The organism is Vibrio sp. 661, from assembly GCF_033339315.1.
Classification (GTDB): Bacteria; Pseudomonadota; Gammaproteobacteria; order Enterobacterales; family Vibrionaceae; genus Vibrio; species Vibrio alginolyticus.
This window is the reverse complement of sequence record NZ_JAWOUJ010000005.1, coordinates 1-19114: the sequence shown is the minus strand read 5'-3', so window position 1 is coordinate 19114 and position 19114 is coordinate 1. Positions and strand designations below refer to the sequence as shown.

The following is a 19114-nucleotide window of genomic DNA, read 5'->3' as shown; positions in this document are numbered from 1 at the left end:
GCGTTGAACAAAAAATGACGTGGTATAAACGCGATAGTAAGAAAACGCCCACTAAACATAATGTTAAGCGGGCGTTGTTGTGTCATATCAAACTGAAATTATTTTTGAGTGGCAGCTTTCATTGCAGAAACGAATTCACCTAGCTTGTCGAGCATAATTTGTGGCTGCTCAACGTTCGCTTCAATGATTTTGACCACGGCTGAACCAGAAATTGCACCAGCGGCGCCAGATTCTAGTGCTTGTTTCACCTGTGCTGGCTCAGAGATGCCAAAACCAAGTAGCGCTGGTGGTGCATCAAATTGGTTCAGTCTATCCAGCATATGACCTACAGGCATGTTTGCTTTGGTTTCTGCGCCAGTAACACCTGCACGAGAGAGTAGGTAAGTGTAGCCGCCACCTAACTCTGATACTTGCTTCAGTGTTTCATCACTTGCGGTTGGTGGTGCGATGAAGATTGGGTGAATACCAAACTTTTCTGCAGCAGCAACAAATTCGGCACTTTCATTAGTTGGCACATCTGCAATCAAAACAGAATCGATGCCTGCTTTTGCACAACGCTCATAGAAGTTCTCGATACCACGAGAGTAAACAAGGTTCGCGTACATCAGAAGGCCAATAGGTAGCTCTGGGTACTTAGCTCGGATCTTACCAATTTGTTCGAAGCAGATATCCGGTGTTGCGCCTGAATCTAGAGCACGAATGTTCGCACCTTGGATAGTCGGGCCATCCGCAAGAGGATCTGAAAATGGAATACCGAGTTCAAGGGCATCTGCGCCAGACTCGACCAGTGTTTCCATGATTTTGTAAGACTGCTCGGCGTTTGGATCGCAAACCGTTACGAACGGTACAAATGCGCCTTGGTTCTTTTCGTTTAGGCGCGTAAACATCTTCTCATAACGGCTCATTAGATTGCTCCTTTTTCTTCTAAGATGGTGTGTACGGTGAAGATGTCTTTGTCACCACGACCTGATAGGTTAACGACTAATAATTGTTCTTTCTCTGGGTTCTCTCGAGCCATACGTAGTGCGTGTGCCACGGCGTGAGAAGATTCAAGAGCAGGGATGATGCCTTCGTGACGCGCAATCTCTTGGAATGCTTCTAGCGCCTCATCATCTGTTACGTTGTCGTATTCAGCACGGCCGATTGCGTTTAGGTGGGCGTGTTGTGGACCAACTGAAGGGAAATCAAGACCAGCAGATACTGAGTAAGACTCTTCAACTTGGCCGTTTGGATCTTGCATCAATGGCGCTTTCATACCGAAGAAGATGCCTGTTTTACCATGCTTAAGTGGTGCACCGTGCTGGTCAGTATCGATACCTTTACCTGCTGGCTCAACACCAATTAGGCGAACGCTTTCTTCTTCGATGAAGTCAGCAAACATGCCGATAGCGTTTGAACCACCGCCCACACATGCGATAACCGCATCAGGAAGACGGCCTTCACGTGCCAAAATCTGATTCTTCGTTTCTTCACCAATCATGCGTTGGAAGTCACGCACGATGGTTGGGAATGGGTGAGGACCTGCCGCTGTACCTAGTAGGTAGTGCGCGTCTTCATAAGTTGCAGACCAGTCGCGTAGCGCTTCGTTACATGCGTCTTTAAGCGTTGCTGAACCCGAGTGGACAGGAATAACTTCTGCGCCCATTAGCTTCATACGGAATACGTTCGGGCTTTGACGCTCAACGTCTTTTGCACCCATGTAAACGCGACACTTAAGGCCAAGCAGCGCACACGCTAGTGCAGTTGCTACACCGTGTTGGCCTGCGCCTGTTTCTGCGATGATTTCGTTTTTACCCATGCGTTTTGCAAGCAGAGCTTGACCTAACACTTGGTTGGTCTTGTGCGCGCCCCCGTGAAGTAGGTCTTCACGTTTTAGGTACAGTTTGGTTTTCGTACCTTTGGTTAGGTTACGAGTTAGAGTCAAAGCCGTTGGACGGCCCGCATACTCTTGGAGAAGCGTCATGAATTCGCTGCGGAATTCTGGATCTTCTTGCGCGTCGATAAACGCTTGCTCTAGTTGCTCCAGTGCTGGAACTAGAATTTGCGGAACGTACTGACCGCCGTATTCGCCAAAGTAGGCATTCAGTTTTGCCATCGTTATATTCCTTCTCGTATTTTTCGCTACGAATAGCTTTAAATTTTTTAGCTGATATCCAGCTTTAGTAGCTGCGAATGGCGGTGAAGGCCGCGAGCAACTTCTGTGAATCTTTTTTGCCTGGTGCGCTTTCTACACCAGAGTTTAAATCTAATCCCAAGCAACCTAGTGTCGCTGCTTGTTGAGCATTTTCTGGCGACAGTCCGCCCGCTAGCATAATTTGACTTGGGTCGCCGATCAGTGACCAGTCGAACACTTGACCAGTTCCGCCAGTTTGAGTGCCAACTTGCGCATCTAATAAATGGCGATCAATGTTGTCTGCTAGCAGTTCTGGCTTGGCATCAGTCACGCCGTAAGCTTTCCAAATTTCTACCGCTGCTGGCAGTTCGGCTTTGAGTTGGTTTACGTAAGCTTGGTCTTCTTGACCGTGCAGTTGCACCGCTTTTAAACCCAAAGAGGTCACGACAGAAGCAACAAAATCGATATCGTGATTTTGGAACACGCCTACATAGTTCAGTGGAGCACCGCTCATGGTTAAGCGCGCACCTTCAAGGTCGACCGCACGCTTCGACTTCTCGACAAAAATCAGGCCACCAAATACTGCGCCTGCTTGATATGCTTTTGCTGCGTCATCTGGATGCGTTAAGCCACACACTTTATTTTCGCCTAACGTCACTTTACGTACAGCAAGTTCTAGGTTGTCTTCCGCCATCAGTGAACTACCAATCAAGAAGCCGTCTGCGTATTCCGCTAAATCACGAACTTGTTGATGCGTATAAATGCCAGATTCTGAGATTACTGTTGCGTTAGGAGCCAGTTCGCGAATGGTCGGTGCCAGTTCTTTAGTACGATTCAAATCAGTACTTAGGTCGCGAAGGTTACGGTTATTAATGCCGATAACGCGTGCGCCAAGCTTAACGGCACGATGAAGCTCTTCTTCGTTGCTGACTTCGGTCAAGATACCCATGTTCAGGCTGTGCGCTGCTTCCTCTAGCGCTTTGTACTCTTCGTCATTCAGGACAGAAAGCATCAGTAGCACGGCATCAGCACTGTAATGACGCGCTAGGTAAACTTGGTAGGTATCTACCATGAAGTCTTTGCACAGAACCGGTTGTTTGACTTGGCCACGCACTTGAGGAAGAAAGTCAAAGTTACCTTGGAAGTACTTCTCGTCTGTTAGGACTGAAATCGCATCAGCATGGTTGTTGTAAACCGATGCAATGTAATCCAAGTCGAAGTGATCACGAATCAAACCTTTAGAAGGAGATGCCTTCTTACATTCGGTGATGAAGGCCGTCTTTTCGCCACTCAGAGCATCGTAGAAGCTGCGGTCCGATGGCAGTAAATCAGACTGAAATGTGCTTAGCGGCTGAGACACCTTACGGTCTGCTACCCACTGATATTTGTCGCGGACAATTTTCGCCAGTACTTCTGCCATTTCTGCTTCTTTCTTAGAAACGTGTTCAGACAGGTTGTCAGCTTGCTGAGTGTTGAAGTCAGTCATCTTCTTCAATTCCTTAAGCGTGTGCGGCAAGTTGTTGTACCAAATGGTACGCCTTGCCTGAGTTCATTGCCTCAATCGCTTGTTGCGTGTTGGCTTTTAAATCTTCGTGGCCGAATAGACGCATTAGCAGAGCAACGTTCACTGCCACTGCGCCCAATTGTGCGTCTGTACCTTTACCCGTCAGAATGTTGGTAATGATCGCTTTGTTTTCTTCAGGATCGCCACCTTTGATTGCTTCTAGTGGGTGCGCGTCTAGACCGAAGTCTGCAGGCGTTAATTTGTATTCTGTGATCTCACCGTCTTTGATTTCGGCAACGGTTGTTTCACCGTGAATTGCTACTTCGTCCAAGCCACTGCCGTGTACTACAGCAGCGCGCTTCATACCCATTTGTAGCATGGTTTCTGCGATAGGACGAACCAGTTCTTTACTGTAAACGCCCATCAATTCGATGTTAGGACGAGCAGGGTTAATCAGTGGGCCAAGAATGTTAAAGATGGTGCGTGTTTTCATGGTTTGACGCACTGGCATCGCATGGCGTACACCACCGTGGTACTGAGGTGCAAATAGGAAAGCAACACCAATATCGTCTACCGCTTTGCGCGTATCTTCTGCGCTCATAGCTAGGTTGATACCAAATGAATCAAGAAGGTCAGAAGAACCAGATTTGCTTGAAACGCTGCGGTTACCGTGTTTCGCTACTTTTAGACCACATGCTGCAGCAACAAACGCCGCAGTGGTTGAAATGTTGATGGTGTTGTGACCGTCGCCGCCAGTACCTACGATATCTGCGAAATCGTAATCTGGGCGAGGGAATGGGTTTGCATTTGCCAGCAGCGCTTTTGCCGCACCTGCTATTTCATCCGGCGTTTCGCCTTTGATTTTTAGTGCAGTTAGTGCTGACGCCATCAAAATTGGGTCTAGTTCCCCACGGATAATGATGTCGAATAGCTGTTGGCTCTCTTCCTGAGTAAGCGATTCTTGCTCGTACAGTTTGGTAATAATAGGGTTGATGATTGCTTCCATATTTCCTCTCCTAAATTTCTTATGTGCCAAGTGCTTTTTAAGCAGTGAGTGGGTTCGCTGAAGTTTGTTCTTCAAGTGCCCATTCGATGGCATTGGCCAACAGTGTTGCTCCGTAGGTCGTCATAATAGATTCCGGGTGGAACTGGAACCCGCAAACTTTATCTTCTTCATGTACAACAGACATTACCAAGTTATCCACTTCTGCTGTGATGGTTAGGCTCTCAGGAACCTTGGTCGCAACCAGCGAGTGGTAACGTGCAATTGCAAGTGGTGATGGTAGGTTTTGGTAAATCGCATGGTTTTGGTGCTCCATCATAGAGACCTTACCGTGAATGATTTCGCCCGCGCCAGCAACGGTGCCGCCGTATGCTTCAACAATCGCTTGGTGACCAAGACAAATACCAATCATTGGCACTTTGCCTTTCATACGTTGGATAAGCTCTGGCATTGAGCCTGCCTCTGACGGTGCGCCAGGACCTGGTGATAGCAGAACCACTGGGTTTTCAAGCTCGTTTACCGCTTGTTCGATGGTTTCTGCTGGGATGTTGTTTCGGTAAATCTTGACTGAGTAACCTAGCGAGCGGAACTGATCCACAAGGTTGTAGGTGAACGAGTCAAAGTTATCGATAAAAATGATATTAGCCATCTCTGAACCCTATTCCTTATTGTGACTTATGCGCTGCTTGGATAGCAGAGATTACCGCTTGTGCTTTGCCGCGCGTTTCGTCTGCTTCCGCTTGTGGATCAGAGTCGAACACCACGCCAGCACCAGCTTGAACTTGAGCAATGCCGTTCTCAACGTACGCTGAGCGGATCACGATACAGGTGTCGAGTGTGCCTTCACCAGTGAGGTAGCCAACAGCGCCGCCGTAGCTACCGCGTCGTGCGCCTTCTACATCGCGAATCAACTGCATGGCACGAATCTTAGGTGCGCCGGTGAGCGTACCCATGTTCATACATGCTTGGTATGCGTGCAGGGCGTCTAGGTCTTCACGCAGTTGACCAACCACACGAGACACCAAGTGCATTACGTGGCTGTAGCGGTCGACTTTTAGAAGGTCTGCTACGTGGCGAGTACCAGCTTGAGCAATACGAGCGACGTCGTTACGTGCCAAGTCAACCAACATCATGTGTTCTGCGTTTTCTTTCATGTCTGTGCGCAGTTCAAGTTCGATGCGGCTATCTAGGTCGAAATCAATCTCTCCATTCGGGCGTTTACCACGGCGACGTGTGCCTGCGATTGGGTAGATTTCAATTTGGTTGGTATCGGTTTCATACTTAAGCGCGCTTTCTGGTGATGCGCCAAACAGAGTGAACAGCTCATCTTGCATGTAGAACATGTAAGGGCTTGGGTTACTTTGTTTCAGTTCTTTATAAGCCGCCAGTGGAGAAGGACAAGGTAGAGTGAATCTACGAGACGGTACAACTTGGAATACATCGCCTTTCACTACGAACTCTTTTAAGTCTCGAACGGTTTGGCAGAAGTCTGCATCAGACACGCTAGGTTCTACCGTTACATCTGTTATTTGCTCTGCACTCGGCAACAGTTTTGGCGCTGCACACTGGGCGCTAATTTCTGCAATACGAGTCTCCAACGTTGTTTTCTCTGAACCATCAACAAACAACGTCGCTTGAAGCTGGCAAGATTCCGTTTGATGGTCGACAACAAGTAGTGTTTCCGCGACGTAGAAAACGTAATCTGGACACTGATTTGTTGCTTCGGCATTACCAAGCGGCTCAAAGTTTGCGACTAAGTCGTAGGCAAACAGACCACCAAGGAAAATTGCGTGTTTGTCTTGCTGTGAAATATCAAAACTATGCTGAACCAAACGCAGCGCATCGAAAGAAGAGGCTTCACGTAGGCGAGAGTCTTCATCTAACGTGTCGCATGGCTGGTTAAACTGCAAAGTTAGCGTTTCGCCATCGAACTTGCTCTCAACGTCACCACGGATGTTCTGGTTTAGGTGAGACAGTAGGTTTTTACCGTTATTGGTCAAGGCGTGCATGCTAACGGTATGGCCGAAGCAAACAATGCGAACCGCTGAATCTACGATCAGCAGGGATTTTAAATTTTGCTTTGAATCGATCTCAGCAGATTCCAGCAATAGGCTGTCAGTTTTGTTCTCACATAGTGTGTGGAACAAGCGAGTCGGGTCTTGAGTATAAGGGACGGAAGCCGTTAGCGCTTCAAGCTGTCCAAGTTTCTTAATTTCAATGGCCTTGTTCACAAGACCTCCTTGTAGCTGTTTAAATCTTCCTGCCGTACATAGTCGCATAAAGCAAACGTTCTCCCAATCTAGAGTTGGCTATATTCGATTAATGTTTAGGCAGTTGAATGTGAAATGAGCAACAAAACAAAAAAGCCCGCTTAAGTAGCGGGCTTTACAACGTTTGGTTCTATAAACTAGAAGTATACGTTTGCCCACCAAGAACTAGTCCAAGTGCGCCACCAAGCAAGATCTGATGAGTTTGCCTTATTAAGACAAACCGCAACTTTCGCTTTTTGGTTTTGGTTAAATTCTTGTAACATGGTGAACCTTAAATTACGTACTTTGTATTTGTGTACTAGTTAACTAGTGCGAGAGTAAAAAGTCAACCCCAAAACGGCATTAAAACGATAAAAATATGAGAATTGATTTACATAGTCACACCACTGCATCGGACGGTCGGTTAGAGCCTAAAGATTTAGTGGAAAGGGCGCTGAGTTTTGATATCGAGGTTTTGGCGATCACTGATCACGATACGGTTGACGGTTTGGCGTTAGCTAAGCAATACGTTCAAGATAATAATTTGCCGATAAAAATCATCAATGGCATTGAGATATCGACCGTCTGGCAAAACAAAGACATTCATATTGTCGGCCTGAATATCGATCCGGAAAATGAACAATTATCTGCCCTCATAGAACAGCAGAAGCAGCATCGCATAACACGATCTGAGTTAATTGCAGAGCGACTACAAAAAGCAACTCGAGTAGGTGTGCTTGAAGAGGTAAGGCAAATCGCCGGTGATGCTCCAGTGACAAGAGCGCATTTCGCGAAATGGTTGGTAGATAATGGTTACGCAAAAACCATGCAAATGGTGTTTAAAAAATACCTAACGCGTAATAACCCAGGTTATGTACCACCGAATTGGTGTTCGATGAAGGATGCGGTTGATGCTATCCATGCGGCTGGTGGAATGGCGGTATTAGCGCATCCTGGTAGATATAAGTTGACAGCGAAGTGGATTAAGCGTCTTCTAGCAGCGTTTGTCGAAGCGGGTGGTGATGCGATGGAAGTTGCACAGCCACAGCAAGCGCAACAAGAAAGGCGCAACTTGGCTGATTATGCTATACAATACAAACTATTAGCCTCTCAAGGCAGTGATTTTCACTACCCATCACCGTGGATGGAGCTAGGAAGGAACCTATGGTTGCCTGCTGGCGTCGAACCAGTTTGGAAAGATTGGGGAATAGATCCTTCGTTGAATAATACTCAGTAATACGAAGTCGAGAACCCATAAAAATATAGAGCCGAGAGGCTCGATAATGAGGAATTACAATGAGCCAGTTTTTTTACGTTCACCCAGAAAACCCACAGGCTCGCTTGATTAATCAAGCAGTAGCAATCATTCGTAACGGCGGCGTTGTGGTTTACCCTACTGATTCAGGGTACGCACTTGGCTGTCAGTTGGAGAACAAACAGGCATTGGAACGAATCTGTCAGATTCGTCGTCTGGATGATAAGCATAACTTTACTTTACTGTGTCGTGATTTGTCGGAGCTTTCTCTCTATGCGCGAGTGGATAACTCTGCATTCCGACTGCTGAAAAATAACACACCAGGTCCTTACACCTTCATCTTCAAAGGCACAAAAGAGGTGCCGCGTCGTTTGATGAATGCAAAACGTAAGACCATCGGTATCCGTGTTCCAGACAATCAAATTGCCTTGGACTTGTTGGAAGCATTAGGTGAGCCGATGATGTCTACGTCGTTGATTCTACCTGGCAGTGACGTAACAGAATCTGATCCAGAGGATATTCGCGATAAACTAGAACATGCGGTTGATGTGATTCTTAATGGCGGTTACCTAGGTGAACAACCTACGACTGTAATTGACTTTAGCGAAGGTGAACCTGTTGTGGTTCGTTTGGGATCTGGTGACCCTGCACCATTCGAATAGTAGACGCACACCACCGTCAAACAAAATAGGAGGTATCGCGCCTCCTATTTTTGTTATCATATCGAATATCTCATTGAACTTAACTGATTGAGGTTAAGCGAAATCGAAAATGTCGATACCATTTTGTTCTGCATAGTTGATGTATGCAGAGCTCACACCGTTTAGTGTCACTTCAACATTGTATTCATCACTTGAGAATACTGCCCAGCCACATTCATTGTAAGATAAAGTCAGATCATCCGCTGAATCCAAGAACGTATCTCGAATGCCATCGTTATCAGTGTCTCGGCCCATATCAAAGACAAGTTTGTCATGGAAAATATTAAAATCGACAATGTCGGCTTTAACATCAATATCGTTGGAAGACACTGGCTGATCAGGTACACCAATAGCCAGGCGGTTTGTAAGCACGAAGGTGTCGTCTCCACAGCCACCGCTCAGTACTGATTCACCATCACCAACAACGAGCGTGTCGTTACCCCAGCCACCACTCAAGTAGTTGTTGCCTGAATAATCAAAAATTGTGTCGTCGCCGCAGCCACCAAAGAGTTTGTCGTTTCCTAATCCGCCGGATAGGAAATCGTTTCCAAAGCCGCCAGAAACAAAGTCGTTACCTCGGCCACCAAGCAAGGTATCATCTCCCCAGCCACCGAAGACAATATCATTACCTCCGTATCCTACAAACTTATCATCACCACAGAAGCCGAAGAAAATATCGGTTGTTTCAGAGCCTTTTGTGCCTGTCATATCGTCATCTTGAGATGTCCCAAAAATCCAATTTAGGTCGAGATTTAGCATAGACATTGTTCTATTCCTTTTTGTCTGATTTATGCCAATCGCCGAGAGTGCAGAGCGAACCTAGTGAGTCAGAGTACACGATAGCATTAGTGTTATTTTTGATGTGAACTAATGACTTAAAGACAATTTTTGTCTTGTTACCCACGACCTTGCTTTGCTATGAGCGCTCATTGTCTGCGGTGATTGGTATTACTTAGCAGCAAACAGGGACGGCTTATTCTTCGTTGCTTTCTAGCAATACGAACAGTAAACACACCCCAAGTGGTTATTGTTGTAACCCTGACAATTTTATCAGGTACCGCGTGGTTAAAGTGGTTCAGGAAGACCGATATTAGTGGGATTCTCGTTGAGCAATGCCTGCTTTAAGTAGTAAAAAAGTTGCAGAATAGGACAAATATTTCGGTCATTTTTGAAGTGAATTTTGGTGTGGAGAATGGCGCCGATTTAGCTTACATTAACTAAGAAAGTTACGTATAATGTCCGACCGAAAAATCCCACTGAAATGGGTAAATAGCAAAATACAGACCAATCCTGGTCTAGACGTCTGTGAAGACGACACATAGGTAGATAAATGAGCGAAAAGTTACAAAAAGTATTAGCACGTGCTGGTCACGGTTCTCGTCGTGAGATTGAATCGTTAATTAAATCTGGTCGCGTTAGCGTGAACGGTGTAGTCGCTAAGCTTGGTGAAAGACTTGAAGACGAGAGCAGCGTAGTTCGTATCGATGGTCACATTGTCTCTGCAAAGATTCAAGAAGAAGTGATTTGTCGTGTACTTGCGTACTACAAACCTGAGGGTGAACTGTGTACTCGTCACGATCCAGAAGGTCGTCGTACTGTTTTTGATCGTCTGCCAAAAATTCGTGGCTCTCGTTGGATTTCAGTTGGTCGTCTGGATGCGAACACTTCTGGTCTTCTACTTTTCACAACGGATGGTGAACTGGCGAACCGCTTAATGCACCCAAGCCGCCAAGTTGAACGTGAATACCTAGTACGTGTGTTCGGTGAAGTAACTGAACAGAAAGTTCGTAATCTAGTAAAAGGTGTTGAACTGGAAGACGGTTTAGCTCGCTTTGAAGATGTTGTTTACGCGGGTGGTGAAGGCATGAACCACACGTTTTACGTTGTTATCAACGAAGGTCGTAACCGCGAAGTTCGTCGACTATGGGAATCGCAAGAGTGTACCGTTAGCCGTCTGAAACGTGTTCGTTACGGCGACATCTTCTTAGACAAGAAACTGCCTCGTGGCGGTTGGATGGAGCTTGACCTGAAAGAAGTAAACTACTTGCGTGAGCTTGTAGAGCTTCGTCCAGAGAAAGAAACCATGCTTGATCTGAACAAAGACAACACGTCACGCAAACGTGAGCGTGCACGCAGCCAAAAAATTCGTCGCGCAGTTAAGCGCCATGAAGAGCGTGTTAACACACCAAAAGGTCGCAGCAACAACCCTTCTCGTCGTAAGCCGAAGAAGACTGCTGGTGACCAAGGCGCACGCAACAAGCATCGTTAATCGATAGCAAAACATCAGAAAGGCTTGCCAATTCGGCAAGCCTTTTTCTTATCTGTTACATAACAAAAGGATCTAAAGCCGATATAGAGCAGGGTGTTTTGGATAAACAAATATCTCAGCTAAACAAAAACAGCAGATAAAAAAATACCAGCACTAGGCTGGTATCTTTGTTCATGATGAAGAAACGTTAATCGCGTTTCCAAAGCATATGGCAGAACTTATGTTCAGGGTCTCGGCTGATTAGCATACGAGCAAATACGTCATCAAGAACGTCATTTTCCTCATTTACTAGGCCGATACGAACCTCTGCATATACTTCTTTGTCGATCTCGAAGCCAACATGTTCAACCCAGTCATCACCGGTTTCAACAAGTTCTGCGGCACCACGATCTTCAAATTGCGCAGTAAACAGAATCACGTCAGCAGGCTCTAGGTTATCTGGAGCCATCTCAAGGAAAATGTCGTACGCTGCGTCGATGACGTCGTCGTAAGAAATCAAATCAGACATGCTTATGCTCGGCTCATGTATTTACGTTCAGCTGTGTTAATGATAACACGGTCACCAGTTGCAATGTACTCAGGAACCTGGATGACAAGACCTGAAGCGAAGCGTGCTGGTTTAGTACGAGCAGATGCAGAAGCACCTTTGATTGAAGGGTCAGTTTCTTCAATCACTAGCTCAACAGAAGATGGTAGTTCAATACCCACTGCAGCACCGTTAACAAGGATAATGTGGATACCTTGTGTATCTTCGTTGATGAACAGCATGTCGTCTTCAACTTCATTGTGCTTGAATGTGTATTGTGAGTAGTCTTCGTTATCCATGAAGATGTGCTCATCGCCGTCAGCGTATGAGTACACAACTGCACGTTTGTTCATTTCTACCGTTTCAACAACGTCATCAGACTTGTAACGCTCATCTACACGTGCGCCCGTGTTTAGATCTGTACAACGCATTTTGTAGATTTTAGCGCCGCCACGACCGCCTGGAGTCGTTACTTCGATGTCTTTAACTAGAAGAGTTTTACCATTAGACTCGATTGCGAAGCCTTTTTTGATTTCACTTGCCTTTGGCATTGTATATTCCTATTCATACTTATTAAGCAAAACTCGGTGATTATAGCGCTAAGTTAGCCGCCTAGCATTAAAATTCATTGCAGAAATTTGTTGTTACTCCCATGACTAAACACCTGAATGGACTTGATTCAGTGAGTCGGCTAAGAGAACATATAGTCCAACTTCTTGAACCATCTGAGAACACGTTTTAAGTCATGTCTCTGCCTGTTATCGATCCTAAACAACCATTTCAACCAGAGTTTGCGCCTTTAATTAGGGAAGTCATCGCTTGTCTCAAAGGTGGATTGGGGCAAAACTTACACAGCGTTTATGTATACGGTAGTGTTGCTCGTAAAACAGCGATCGTTGGGAAGTCGAACTTAGACCTGGTTGTCGTTACTCAATCATCCTTTGAGCACAATCGCGCGACTTTGCTCAACACAATTAAGTGGCGTGCGCAGCAGAGTTACCCTCACGTTAATGGTGTATCGGTCCGTACAGCCTTAGTGAGTGAAGTAGCTCATTTAGACAGTATTTTCACTTGGGGCTTTATGCTTAAGCATTGCTGTGTCTGTGTTTATGGTGATGATCTAGCAGACTGTTTTGGTGATTACGTCCCAAGTTGGGAAATTGCTAAGCACTGGAATATGGATGTGGAAGATTGGATTGCGGTGTATCGCAAAAAAATCGTACAAGCGAAGACGATAGAAGAGCAGGTAGTCGCCCAGCGCGTGATTGCTAAAAAGTTACTAAGAGCGTCATACTCTTTGGTGATGTATCGAGATAAACGTTGGTTTGATGACCCCGTAGAGTGTGGCAAGGTATTCTTAACTTATCATCCTGAAAAGCAGCTTGAGATCGAGCGGCTAGAAATTTTACTTTCTGGCCGGGGTATTCCCAAGCGTTCTGTTATCGGGCTAATTGATGCGTTTGGTGATTGGTTAGTCAAACAGTACCAGAAAACAGAGTTTCGTATCGGCTAAAACAGCCCCATTTGTGGCGCTGAAAGCCTGTCAAAATCCGTCCCTATGAAAGGGAGAATCGCATCTGCAACGGGTTTGAGTTGTTTATCAATGTAATGTTGATAATCAATCGGACTATTGAGGTACTCATAAGGTTCAGGACCGTTCACGGTAATAATGTATTCAATTCGTCCTTTGTTTTGATACTGTAATGGGCGGCCAAGCTTGGCATTTATCTCATCGGCTAAACGAGCTGCACGCACTTGTGGCGGGACGTTCTTCTGATACTCATGCAGTTTTCTGCGCAGTCGCTTTTGATACACTAACTGTTCATCAAATTCACCGTTGTTAGTTTTCTCAACCATCTCTCGGACATAGTCGCTTGGATCTTCACCATGGAAAATCATGCTATAGAGTGTATTTTGAAATTTCTGTGCTAACGAGGTCCAGTCAGTACGGGCACTTTCTAACCCTTTAAATACAATCCGTTCTTGCTTTCCTTCACCGATTAAACCCGCATAGCGCTTTTTCGATCCAGTTTCTGCGCCACGAATCGTTGGCATAAGGAATCTGCGATAATGGGTTTCATACTCGATTTCCAACATAGATGTTAGGTTGTACTCAGAACGCAGGTGTTCTTGCCACCAAGAGTTGATGTAATCAACTAATTGATTTCCAACAGTGTCAGCTTCTACTTGACTGTATGGTCGATTCAAAGACACGAATGTGGAATCCGTATCGCCGTAAATCACTTGATATCCTTGCTCCTCAATCAGCACCTTAGTTTGCTTCATGATTTCATGTCCGCGCATGGTAATACTAGAAGCTAACCGAGTATCAAAGAAACGACATCCCGATGAGCCCAGTACGCCATAAAAGGAGTTCATGATGATTTTGATTGCCTGAGAAAAAGCTTTTTCATTGTTCTTCTTTGCAACATCACGTGCTGCCCAAAGCTTTTCAATCATTTCTGGTAAAAAGTGTTTCGTACGATGGAACTGCCCACCGCGAAAGCCAGGTACAGCCTGATTTTCTTCTTTTCCAATATCGAGCAATAACCCCTCAACTAAACCCATAGGATCAATCAAGAAAGAGCGAATAATCGATGGATATAGACTCTTAAAATCCAATACTAAAACAGAATCATATAGGTTAGGGATGGAGTCCATCACGTAACCGCCGGGGCTCGCAATCCAATTTTCAGGGTGTAGGTTTGGGGCAACGTAGCCTGCTCGGTGTATCTGAGGCATGTATAGGTTTGTGAATGCTGCAACCGAACCGCCGACACGATCCAGTTCGACACCAGTGAGACGAGAGCGCTCTATTGCAAAGTCAAGCAGGTGAGTGTGATTGAAAATCTTGTTCACCAACACGCAGTCTTGTAAGTTATATTTAGCCAGCGATGGTTTGTCGGAGCGGTACATACGATTGATTTCATCCATACGGTCATGAACGTTGTGGATTTCTTTCCCTTCCCCCAAGAGTTCTTGAGATACAGACTCTAATGACCAAGACCGAAAGTGATAAGTCGCCGTTTTTAACGTATCGATACCGTCCATTACAACTCGCCCGGGAATGGAAATAAACCCTTGTTGGCTTTGAGATGAACTTCTGAAAAAGCTGACTTGGTCTGCTCTGCCAAGCATTAGCTTCATGTTGTGCCATTCTGCTCGTTTGTGTAGCAGGCGAAAGTCAAAATCAATGACGTTCCAACCGACAATGACATCGGGGTCGAATTGTTTAAACCAATCGATGAGTGCTTCTAGAAGCGCCTTTTCATCCTGGACCCATTGTATCGGTGTATCCGAAGGTTCTGGTTCTCCGATCATGATAACGCGGGAATCCATGACGCTGTCTAATCCGATGGAGTAAAGAATGCCTTTCTCAGAGCATTCTAGATCTAACGAGACAACGTTTAACTTCGGCTCATATTGCCCCGTACGGCATTTTGCGTTCTGGACGCGTTGGTAGCCATTGGTGCGAGTCACATTGCCTGTAAACTCGATACTGCCTTTGATAAAACGCTCCATTAGGTAGCGATCGGCGAGGCGAATATCACTTTCATACGTAGTGATATCTTTTTGAGCGAATGTGTCTTTGAGTGCGAGAGCGTCTCTGGTTACATTGGTATAGCAGGCAGCAAGAGGCGTATGTTCAAACGTTTTGAGATCCAAAAGGCGGATGTCGACGAATATGTTTTTTTCTCGTGCGAGTGTCTTTGCTTGTTCTGAGTGTTTCTGAGCGATGAAAAATACTGGCTTCTCACCATTAATAAGTAACTGAGTAGGACCTGCTTCTGTCGAAAGCCACAGCTCGATTTGAGTTTGACCTTTGATGTCTCGTGCCTGTCGAGTTAGCAGGAAGCCTTGTTGAATATTCAAATGTGAGAAACCTTAGAAAACTTGAAGAACGTTAGTTTAACACTAAGAACTGTAAAAATAACCAGTAAAGAAAGCGTCTCAAATTTTTGCTGGAATTAGTGATTACAAGTTAGTCTTTGGTGCAAGAGGGACAGTGTCATTTTAAGTTATAGCGTGTTTCTCTGGGCAATATGAAACCTAGTTACTTGATTTATTGTACTTAATGTTGTTAATTGTCTTTTCTTAGATTTCGGTTCTGCTCATCACGCTCTAAAATAATAGAGTGGTTTATGAATAAGTTCTTGCTAAAGTTTGCGTTTCAGCACATATTCATAGAAAGCAATTTTTTGTCGATTACGTTAGTATATAGGCAGTCATACTGATATCCACATTTAACAAATAATGGTTATGTGGGTGCAGAACCAATACAAAGTGTGGAGATACAAGTTTGATAAATGTTTTCCTTGTAGATGATCACGAGCTGGTTCGCACAGGGATACGACGTATTATTGAAGACGTCCGTGGAATGAACGTAGCAGGAGAAGCTGACAGCGGTGAAGATGCAGTAAAATGGTGTCGCAGTAATCATGCTGACGTCGTTTTAATGGACATGAACATGCCAGGAATTGGTGGCTTGGAAGCCACTAAAAAAATTCTTCGCGTGAATCCTGATGTGAAAATCATCGTACTTACCGTTCATACAGAAAACCCGTTTCCAACCAAGGTGATGCAGGCAGGTGCGTCTGGTTATTTAACCAAAGGTGCTGGCCCTGACGAAATGGTGAATGCGATTCGTGTAGTTAATAGTGGTCAGCGTTACATCTCACCAGAGATTGCGCAGCAGATGGCATTGAGTCAATTTTCTCCAGCCTCTGAGAACCCTTTTAAAGACTTATCCGAACGTGAATTGCAGATCATGCTTATGATCACCAAAGGCCAAAAGGTAACGGATATTTCTGAGCAACTTAATTTAAGTCCAAAGACAGTCAACAGCTATCGCTACCGACTCTTTAGTAAATTGGACATTAATGGTGACGTTGAGTTAACTCACTTAGCGATTCGCCACGGAATGCTGGACACCGAGACCCTTTAGCGTGAATCCTCCTTTCGATTCGGCTTCCTTTCTCAAGACAGTAACTCATCAGCCCGGCGTTTACAGAATGTACAACGCCGAAGCTGTTGTAATCTACGTAGGTAAAGCCAAAGACCTTAAAAAGCGCCTTTCAAGCTACTTTCGAAAAAAAGTAGACAGTGAGAAAACTCGCGCGCTTGTCAGTAATATCGCCAAAATAGACGTCACGGTGACTCACACTGAGACAGAAGCGTTGATCTTAGAGCATAACTACATCAAGCAGTATTTGCCGAAATACAATGTGTTGCTGCGAGATGATAAGTCTTACCCTTATATCTTTATTAGCGGTCATAAGCACCCACGGCTTTCTATCCACCGTGGCGCCAAGAAGCGCAAAGGTGAATATTTTGGCCCCTACCCAGATTCTGGTGCAGTAAGAGAAACATTGCATTTGCTGCAAAAGATATTTCCTGTGCGCCAGTGTGAAGACACTGTCTATTCCAACCGAACGCGCCCATGTTTGATGTACCAAATTGGTCGCTGTGCAGGACCATGCGTTAATACCATCATTTCTGATGAAGAATATGCAGAGTTGGTTGGCTTTGTGCGCATGTTTTTGCAAGGCAAAGATCAGCAAGTACTCAAACAACTGATCGAGAAAATGGAAGTTGCCAGTCAGCAATTGCGCTTTGAAGATGCCGCTAAATTTCGCGATCAAATCCAAGCGATTAGGCGTGTTCAAGAGCAGCAGTACGTCTCAGAAGACAGCATGGATGATATGGATGTACTCGGGTTTGCTCAGGAGAATGGTATCGCGTGTATCCATATCCTGATGATACGTCAAGGCAAAGTGCTTGGTAGCCGTAGTCATTTTCCGAAAATCCCACAAAATACAAGCCAGCAGGAAGTGTTCGATAGTTTTCTGACTCAATACTATTTGAGCCATAACGAAGCACGTACAATTCCTTCTCGTATTATTTTGAATCAAGAGTTGGCAGAAGATATTGCGCCAATACAGAAAGCGTTAAGTGAAGTGGCAGGCCGTAAGGTTCATTTTCATACGTCGCCAACTGGCTCTCGAGCAAGGTATCTCAAGCTTTCGAACACGAATGCACTAACGGCGATTACCACCAAAATCAATCACAAAATGACGATTAATCAGCGTTTTCATGCGCTTCGCGAAACATTGAATTTGGAGTCTATAGCTCGAATGGAATGTTTTGATATCTCCCATACGATGGGGGAAAGCACGATTGCGTCATGTGTGGTGTTCAACAATGAAGGCCCCGTTAAGCAAGAGTATCGTCGCTACAACATTACTGGGATTACCGGTGGTGATGACTACGCAGCAATGGGACAAGCGTTGGAGCGCCGTTATTCGAAGCAATTGGACGTAGAGAAAATTCCCGACATCATCTTTATCGATGGCGGTAAAGGTCAGTTAAATCGTGCGCATGACATCATTTCGCAGTACTGGGGGGATTGGCCAAAGCGTCCTATCATGATTGGTATTGCAAAAGGCGTTACTCGCAAACCAGGTTTAGAAACGCTGATTACAGTCGATGGGGACGAGTTTCATTTACCAAGCGATGCTCCTGCGCTGCATCTTATCCAACATATTCGTGATGAAAGCCATAACCATGCTATAGCGGGGCACCGTGCTAAGCGAGGTAAAACCAGACGTACGAGTGCACTCGAAGGGATTGAGGGAATCGGCCCTAAACGACGTCAGGCGTTACTCAAGTACATGGGTGGGTTACAAGAACTTAAACGTGCAAGTGTCGAAGAAATCGCCAAAGTACCGGGAATAAGTCACTCTTTAGCAGAAATTATTTTCCAAGCATTGAAACAATAAGGAAAATCGCGCAACATTAAGCCGCAATGTGTAAGAGAATAATAAAATGCGTTTGAATATCCCGAACATTCTGTCTCTTCTTAGACTGTTCCTAATCCCTGTTTTTGTGGTTGTCTTTTATCTACCTTATTCATGGGCACCGTTTGCAGCAGCAATGGTGTTTTGGGTAGCGGGTTTTACTGACTGGCTTGACGGCATGTTGGCCCGTAAACTTGGCCAAACTTCTCGTTTTGGCGCGTTTATTGATCCTGTCGCTGATAAAGTGCTAGTGGCAACGGCATTGATTCTAATCACGGAACATTATCATTCAATTTGGGTGACCATTCCTGCGGTAACGATGATTGCGCGAGAAATCATTATCTCAGCATTGCGAGAATGGATGGCTGAAATCGGTAAGCGAGCGAGTGTTGCGGTATCTTGGGTTGGCAAAGTAAAAACTGTTTCGCAAATGTTCGCCTTATGGGTGTTGATATGGCGTTACGATGAATGGATGGTTTGGCTAGGCTTTGCGGCCTTGTATGTGGCAACTTTCTTGACATATTGGTCAATGATTCAATATTTGGCTGCTGCGAAAGACGATCTGTTGAATGAAGAGCACCATTAAATTCTGATGTTAGAAAGCAGGCTTAATAGCCTGCTTTTTTGTTTTCAGCCCTAAACCACCTACTTCAGTAGGTGGTTATCATCCGTTTCGGCTTTGCCTGTAAAACTACTC

The 19114-nt window shown here is 45.3% G+C and carries 18 protein-coding genes and 1 other annotated feature; of the genes, 7 read left to right on the top strand and 11 right to left on the bottom strand.

Annotated features, from left to right (window positions below; translation table 11 throughout):
• Window positions 1-98: 98 nt before the first annotated feature.
• The 7 genes from trpA to R7P69_RS11760 form a co-directional block, all read right to left on the bottom strand.
• Complete coding sequence (gene trpA, locus R7P69_RS11790) at window positions 99-905, bottom strand: tryptophan synthase subunit alpha (RefSeq protein ID WP_130545111.1); 807 nt, start codon at window positions 903-905, stop codon at window positions 99-101.
• A complete protein-coding gene (trpB, locus tag R7P69_RS11785) occupies window positions 905-2095 on the bottom strand; it encodes a tryptophan synthase subunit beta (protein ID WP_206970709.1) in 1191 nt (396 codons plus the stop codon). The genes trpA and trpB overlap by 1 nt, the downstream gene beginning before the upstream one ends.
• A gap of 64 nt (window positions 2096-2159) precedes the next feature.
• Entirely contained in the window at window positions 2160-3599 is a 1440-nt protein-coding gene (gene trpCF, locus R7P69_RS11780) for a bifunctional indole-3-glycerol-phosphate synthase TrpC/phosphoribosylanthranilate isomerase TrpF (protein WP_171346203.1), read from the bottom strand.
• Between the two features lie 13 nt (window positions 3600-3612).
• Window positions 3613-4623 carry an anthranilate phosphoribosyltransferase gene (trpD, locus tag R7P69_RS11775; protein ID WP_206953364.1) on the bottom strand — a complete coding sequence of 337 codons (1011 nt, stop codon included), beginning with the start codon at window positions 4621-4623 and terminating at the stop codon, window positions 3613-3615.
• 37 nt (window positions 4624-4660) lie between these two features.
• Window positions 4661-5269, bottom strand: coding sequence for an aminodeoxychorismate/anthranilate synthase component II (locus R7P69_RS11770; protein ID WP_005376785.1), 609 nt, complete (start codon window positions 5267-5269; stop codon window positions 4661-4663).
• A 16-nt stretch (window positions 5270-5285) separates the two neighbouring features.
• Window positions 5286-6851, bottom strand: coding sequence for an anthranilate synthase component 1 (locus R7P69_RS11765; protein WP_065274672.1), 1566 nt, complete (start codon window positions 6849-6851; stop codon window positions 5286-5288).
• A 126-nt stretch (window positions 6852-6977) separates the two neighbouring features.
• Window positions 6978-7081 (bottom strand) — a sequence feature (Trp leader region).
• A complete protein-coding gene (locus tag R7P69_RS11760) occupies window positions 7028-7153 on the bottom strand; it encodes a trp operon leader peptide (protein WP_005376787.1) in 126 nt (41 codons plus the stop codon). Its footprint overlaps the feature before it by 54 nt.
• 95 nt (window positions 7154-7248) lie before the next feature.
• Here R7P69_RS11760 and rnm point away from each other — a divergent pair, with 95 nt between their 5' ends.
• Window positions 7249-8106 carry an RNase RNM gene (rnm, locus tag R7P69_RS11755; RefSeq protein ID WP_005386777.1) on the top strand — a complete coding sequence of 286 codons (858 nt, stop codon included), beginning with the start codon at window positions 7249-7251 and terminating at the stop codon, window positions 8104-8106.
• Between the two features lie 59 nt (window positions 8107-8165).
• Window positions 8166-8786 carry an L-threonylcarbamoyladenylate synthase gene (locus R7P69_RS11750; RefSeq protein ID WP_005376791.1) on the top strand — a complete coding sequence of 207 codons (621 nt, stop codon included), beginning with the start codon at window positions 8166-8168 and terminating at the stop codon, window positions 8784-8786.
• A gap of 93 nt (window positions 8787-8879) precedes the next feature.
• On the opposite strand, the gene R7P69_RS11745 is transcribed toward R7P69_RS11750, so the two are convergent.
• Window positions 8880-9590, bottom strand: a complete 711-nt coding sequence (locus R7P69_RS11745) for a calcium-binding protein (protein WP_005376796.1) — start codon at window positions 9588-9590, stop codon at window positions 8880-8882.
• 565 nt (window positions 9591-10155) lie between these two features.
• Between R7P69_RS11745 and rluB the strand changes: the two genes are divergently transcribed.
• Window positions 10156-11094 (top strand): 23S rRNA pseudouridine(2605) synthase RluB, encoded by a 939-nt coding sequence (gene rluB, locus R7P69_RS11740; RefSeq protein WP_005376798.1) that lies wholly within the window; start codon window positions 10156-10158, stop codon window positions 11092-11094.
• Between the two features lie 187 nt (window positions 11095-11281).
• On the opposite strand, the gene R7P69_RS11735 is transcribed toward rluB, so the two are convergent.
• Window positions 11282-11602, bottom strand: a complete 321-nt coding sequence (locus tag R7P69_RS11735) for an HI1450 family dsDNA-mimic protein (RefSeq protein WP_005376800.1) — start codon at window positions 11600-11602, stop codon at window positions 11282-11284.
• A gap of 2 nt (window positions 11603-11604) precedes the next feature.
• A complete protein-coding gene (yeiP, locus tag R7P69_RS11730; RefSeq protein WP_005376801.1) occupies window positions 11605-12171 on the bottom strand; it encodes an elongation factor P-like protein YeiP in 567 nt (188 codons plus the stop codon).
• Window positions 12172-12365: 194 nt separating this feature from the next.
• Here yeiP and R7P69_RS11725 point away from each other — a divergent pair, with 194 nt between their 5' ends.
• Window positions 12366-13133: a nucleotidyltransferase domain-containing protein gene (locus tag R7P69_RS11725; protein WP_206946748.1), complete on the top strand. Its 768-nt coding sequence runs from the start codon at window positions 12366-12368 to the stop codon at window positions 13131-13133.
• Here R7P69_RS11725 and R7P69_RS11720 read toward each other — a convergent pair.
• Window positions 13130-15493, bottom strand: a complete 2364-nt coding sequence (locus R7P69_RS11720; protein ID WP_238952026.1) for a DNA polymerase II — start codon at window positions 15491-15493, stop codon at window positions 13130-13132. The two genes, R7P69_RS11725 and R7P69_RS11720, sit on opposite strands and share 4 nt — an antisense overlap.
• 427 nt (window positions 15494-15920) lie before the next feature.
• On the opposite strand from R7P69_RS11720, the gene uvrY reads away from it, so the two are divergent.
• From uvrY to pgsA, 3 genes are read left to right on the top strand one after another with little or no spacing between them, the layout of a single operon-like run.
• Window positions 15921-16565: a UvrY/SirA/GacA family response regulator transcription factor gene (uvrY, locus tag R7P69_RS11715; protein ID WP_005386783.1), complete on the top strand. Its 645-nt coding sequence runs from the start codon at window positions 15921-15923 to the stop codon at window positions 16563-16565.
• A gap of 1 nt (window position 16566) precedes the next feature.
• Window positions 16567-18399, top strand: coding sequence for an excinuclease ABC subunit UvrC (uvrC, locus tag R7P69_RS11710; protein WP_017820475.1), 1833 nt, complete (start codon window positions 16567-16569; stop codon window positions 18397-18399).
• Window positions 18400-18445: 46 nt separating this feature from the next.
• Window positions 18446-19003 (top strand): CDP-diacylglycerol--glycerol-3-phosphate 3-phosphatidyltransferase, encoded by a 558-nt coding sequence (gene pgsA, locus R7P69_RS11705; RefSeq protein ID WP_005394805.1) that lies wholly within the window; start codon window positions 18446-18448, stop codon window positions 19001-19003.
• Window positions 19004-19114 lie beyond the last annotated feature (111 nt).

Coding starts and splice junctions, on each gene's coding strand:
- trpA (WP_130545111.1), bottom strand. CDS start 905: ATGAGCCGTTATGAGAAGATGTTTACGCGCCTAAACGAAAAGAACCAA.
- trpB (WP_206970709.1), bottom strand. CDS start 2,095: ATGGCAAAACTGAATGCCTACTTTGGCGAATACGGCGGTCAGTACGTT.
- trpCF (WP_171346203.1), bottom strand. CDS start 3,599: ATGACTGACTTCAACACTCAGCAAGCTGACAACCTGTCTGAACACGTT.
- trpD (WP_206953364.1), bottom strand. CDS start 4,623: ATGGAAGCAATCATCAACCCTATTATTACCAAACTGTACGAGCAAGAA.
- R7P69_RS11770 (WP_005376785.1), bottom strand. CDS start 5,269: ATGGCTAATATCATTTTTATCGATAACTTTGACTCGTTCACCTACAAC.
- R7P69_RS11760 (WP_005376787.1), bottom strand. CDS start 7,153: ATGTTACAAGAATTTAACCAAAACCAAAAAGCGAAAGTTGCGGTTTGT.
- rnm (WP_005386777.1), top strand. CDS start 7,249: ATGAGAATTGATTTACATAGTCACACCACTGCATCGGACGGTCGGTTA.
- R7P69_RS11750 (WP_005376791.1), top strand. CDS start 8,166: ATGAGCCAGTTTTTTTACGTTCACCCAGAAAACCCACAGGCTCGCTTG.
- R7P69_RS11745 (WP_005376796.1), bottom strand. CDS start 9,590: ATGTCTATGCTAAATCTCGACCTAAATTGGATTTTTGGGACATCTCAA.
- rluB (WP_005376798.1), top strand. CDS start 10,156: ATGAGCGAAAAGTTACAAAAAGTATTAGCACGTGCTGGTCACGGTTCT.
- R7P69_RS11735 (WP_005376800.1), bottom strand. CDS start 11,602: ATGTCTGATTTGATTTCTTACGACGACGTCATCGACGCAGCGTACGAC.
- yeiP (WP_005376801.1), bottom strand. CDS start 12,171: ATGCCAAAGGCAAGTGAAATCAAAAAAGGCTTCGCAATCGAGTCTAAT.
- R7P69_RS11725 (WP_206946748.1), top strand. CDS start 12,366: ATGTCTCTGCCTGTTATCGATCCTAAACAACCATTTCAACCAGAGTTT.
- pgsA (WP_005394805.1), top strand. CDS start 18,446: ATGCGTTTGAATATCCCGAACATTCTGTCTCTTCTTAGACTGTTCCTA.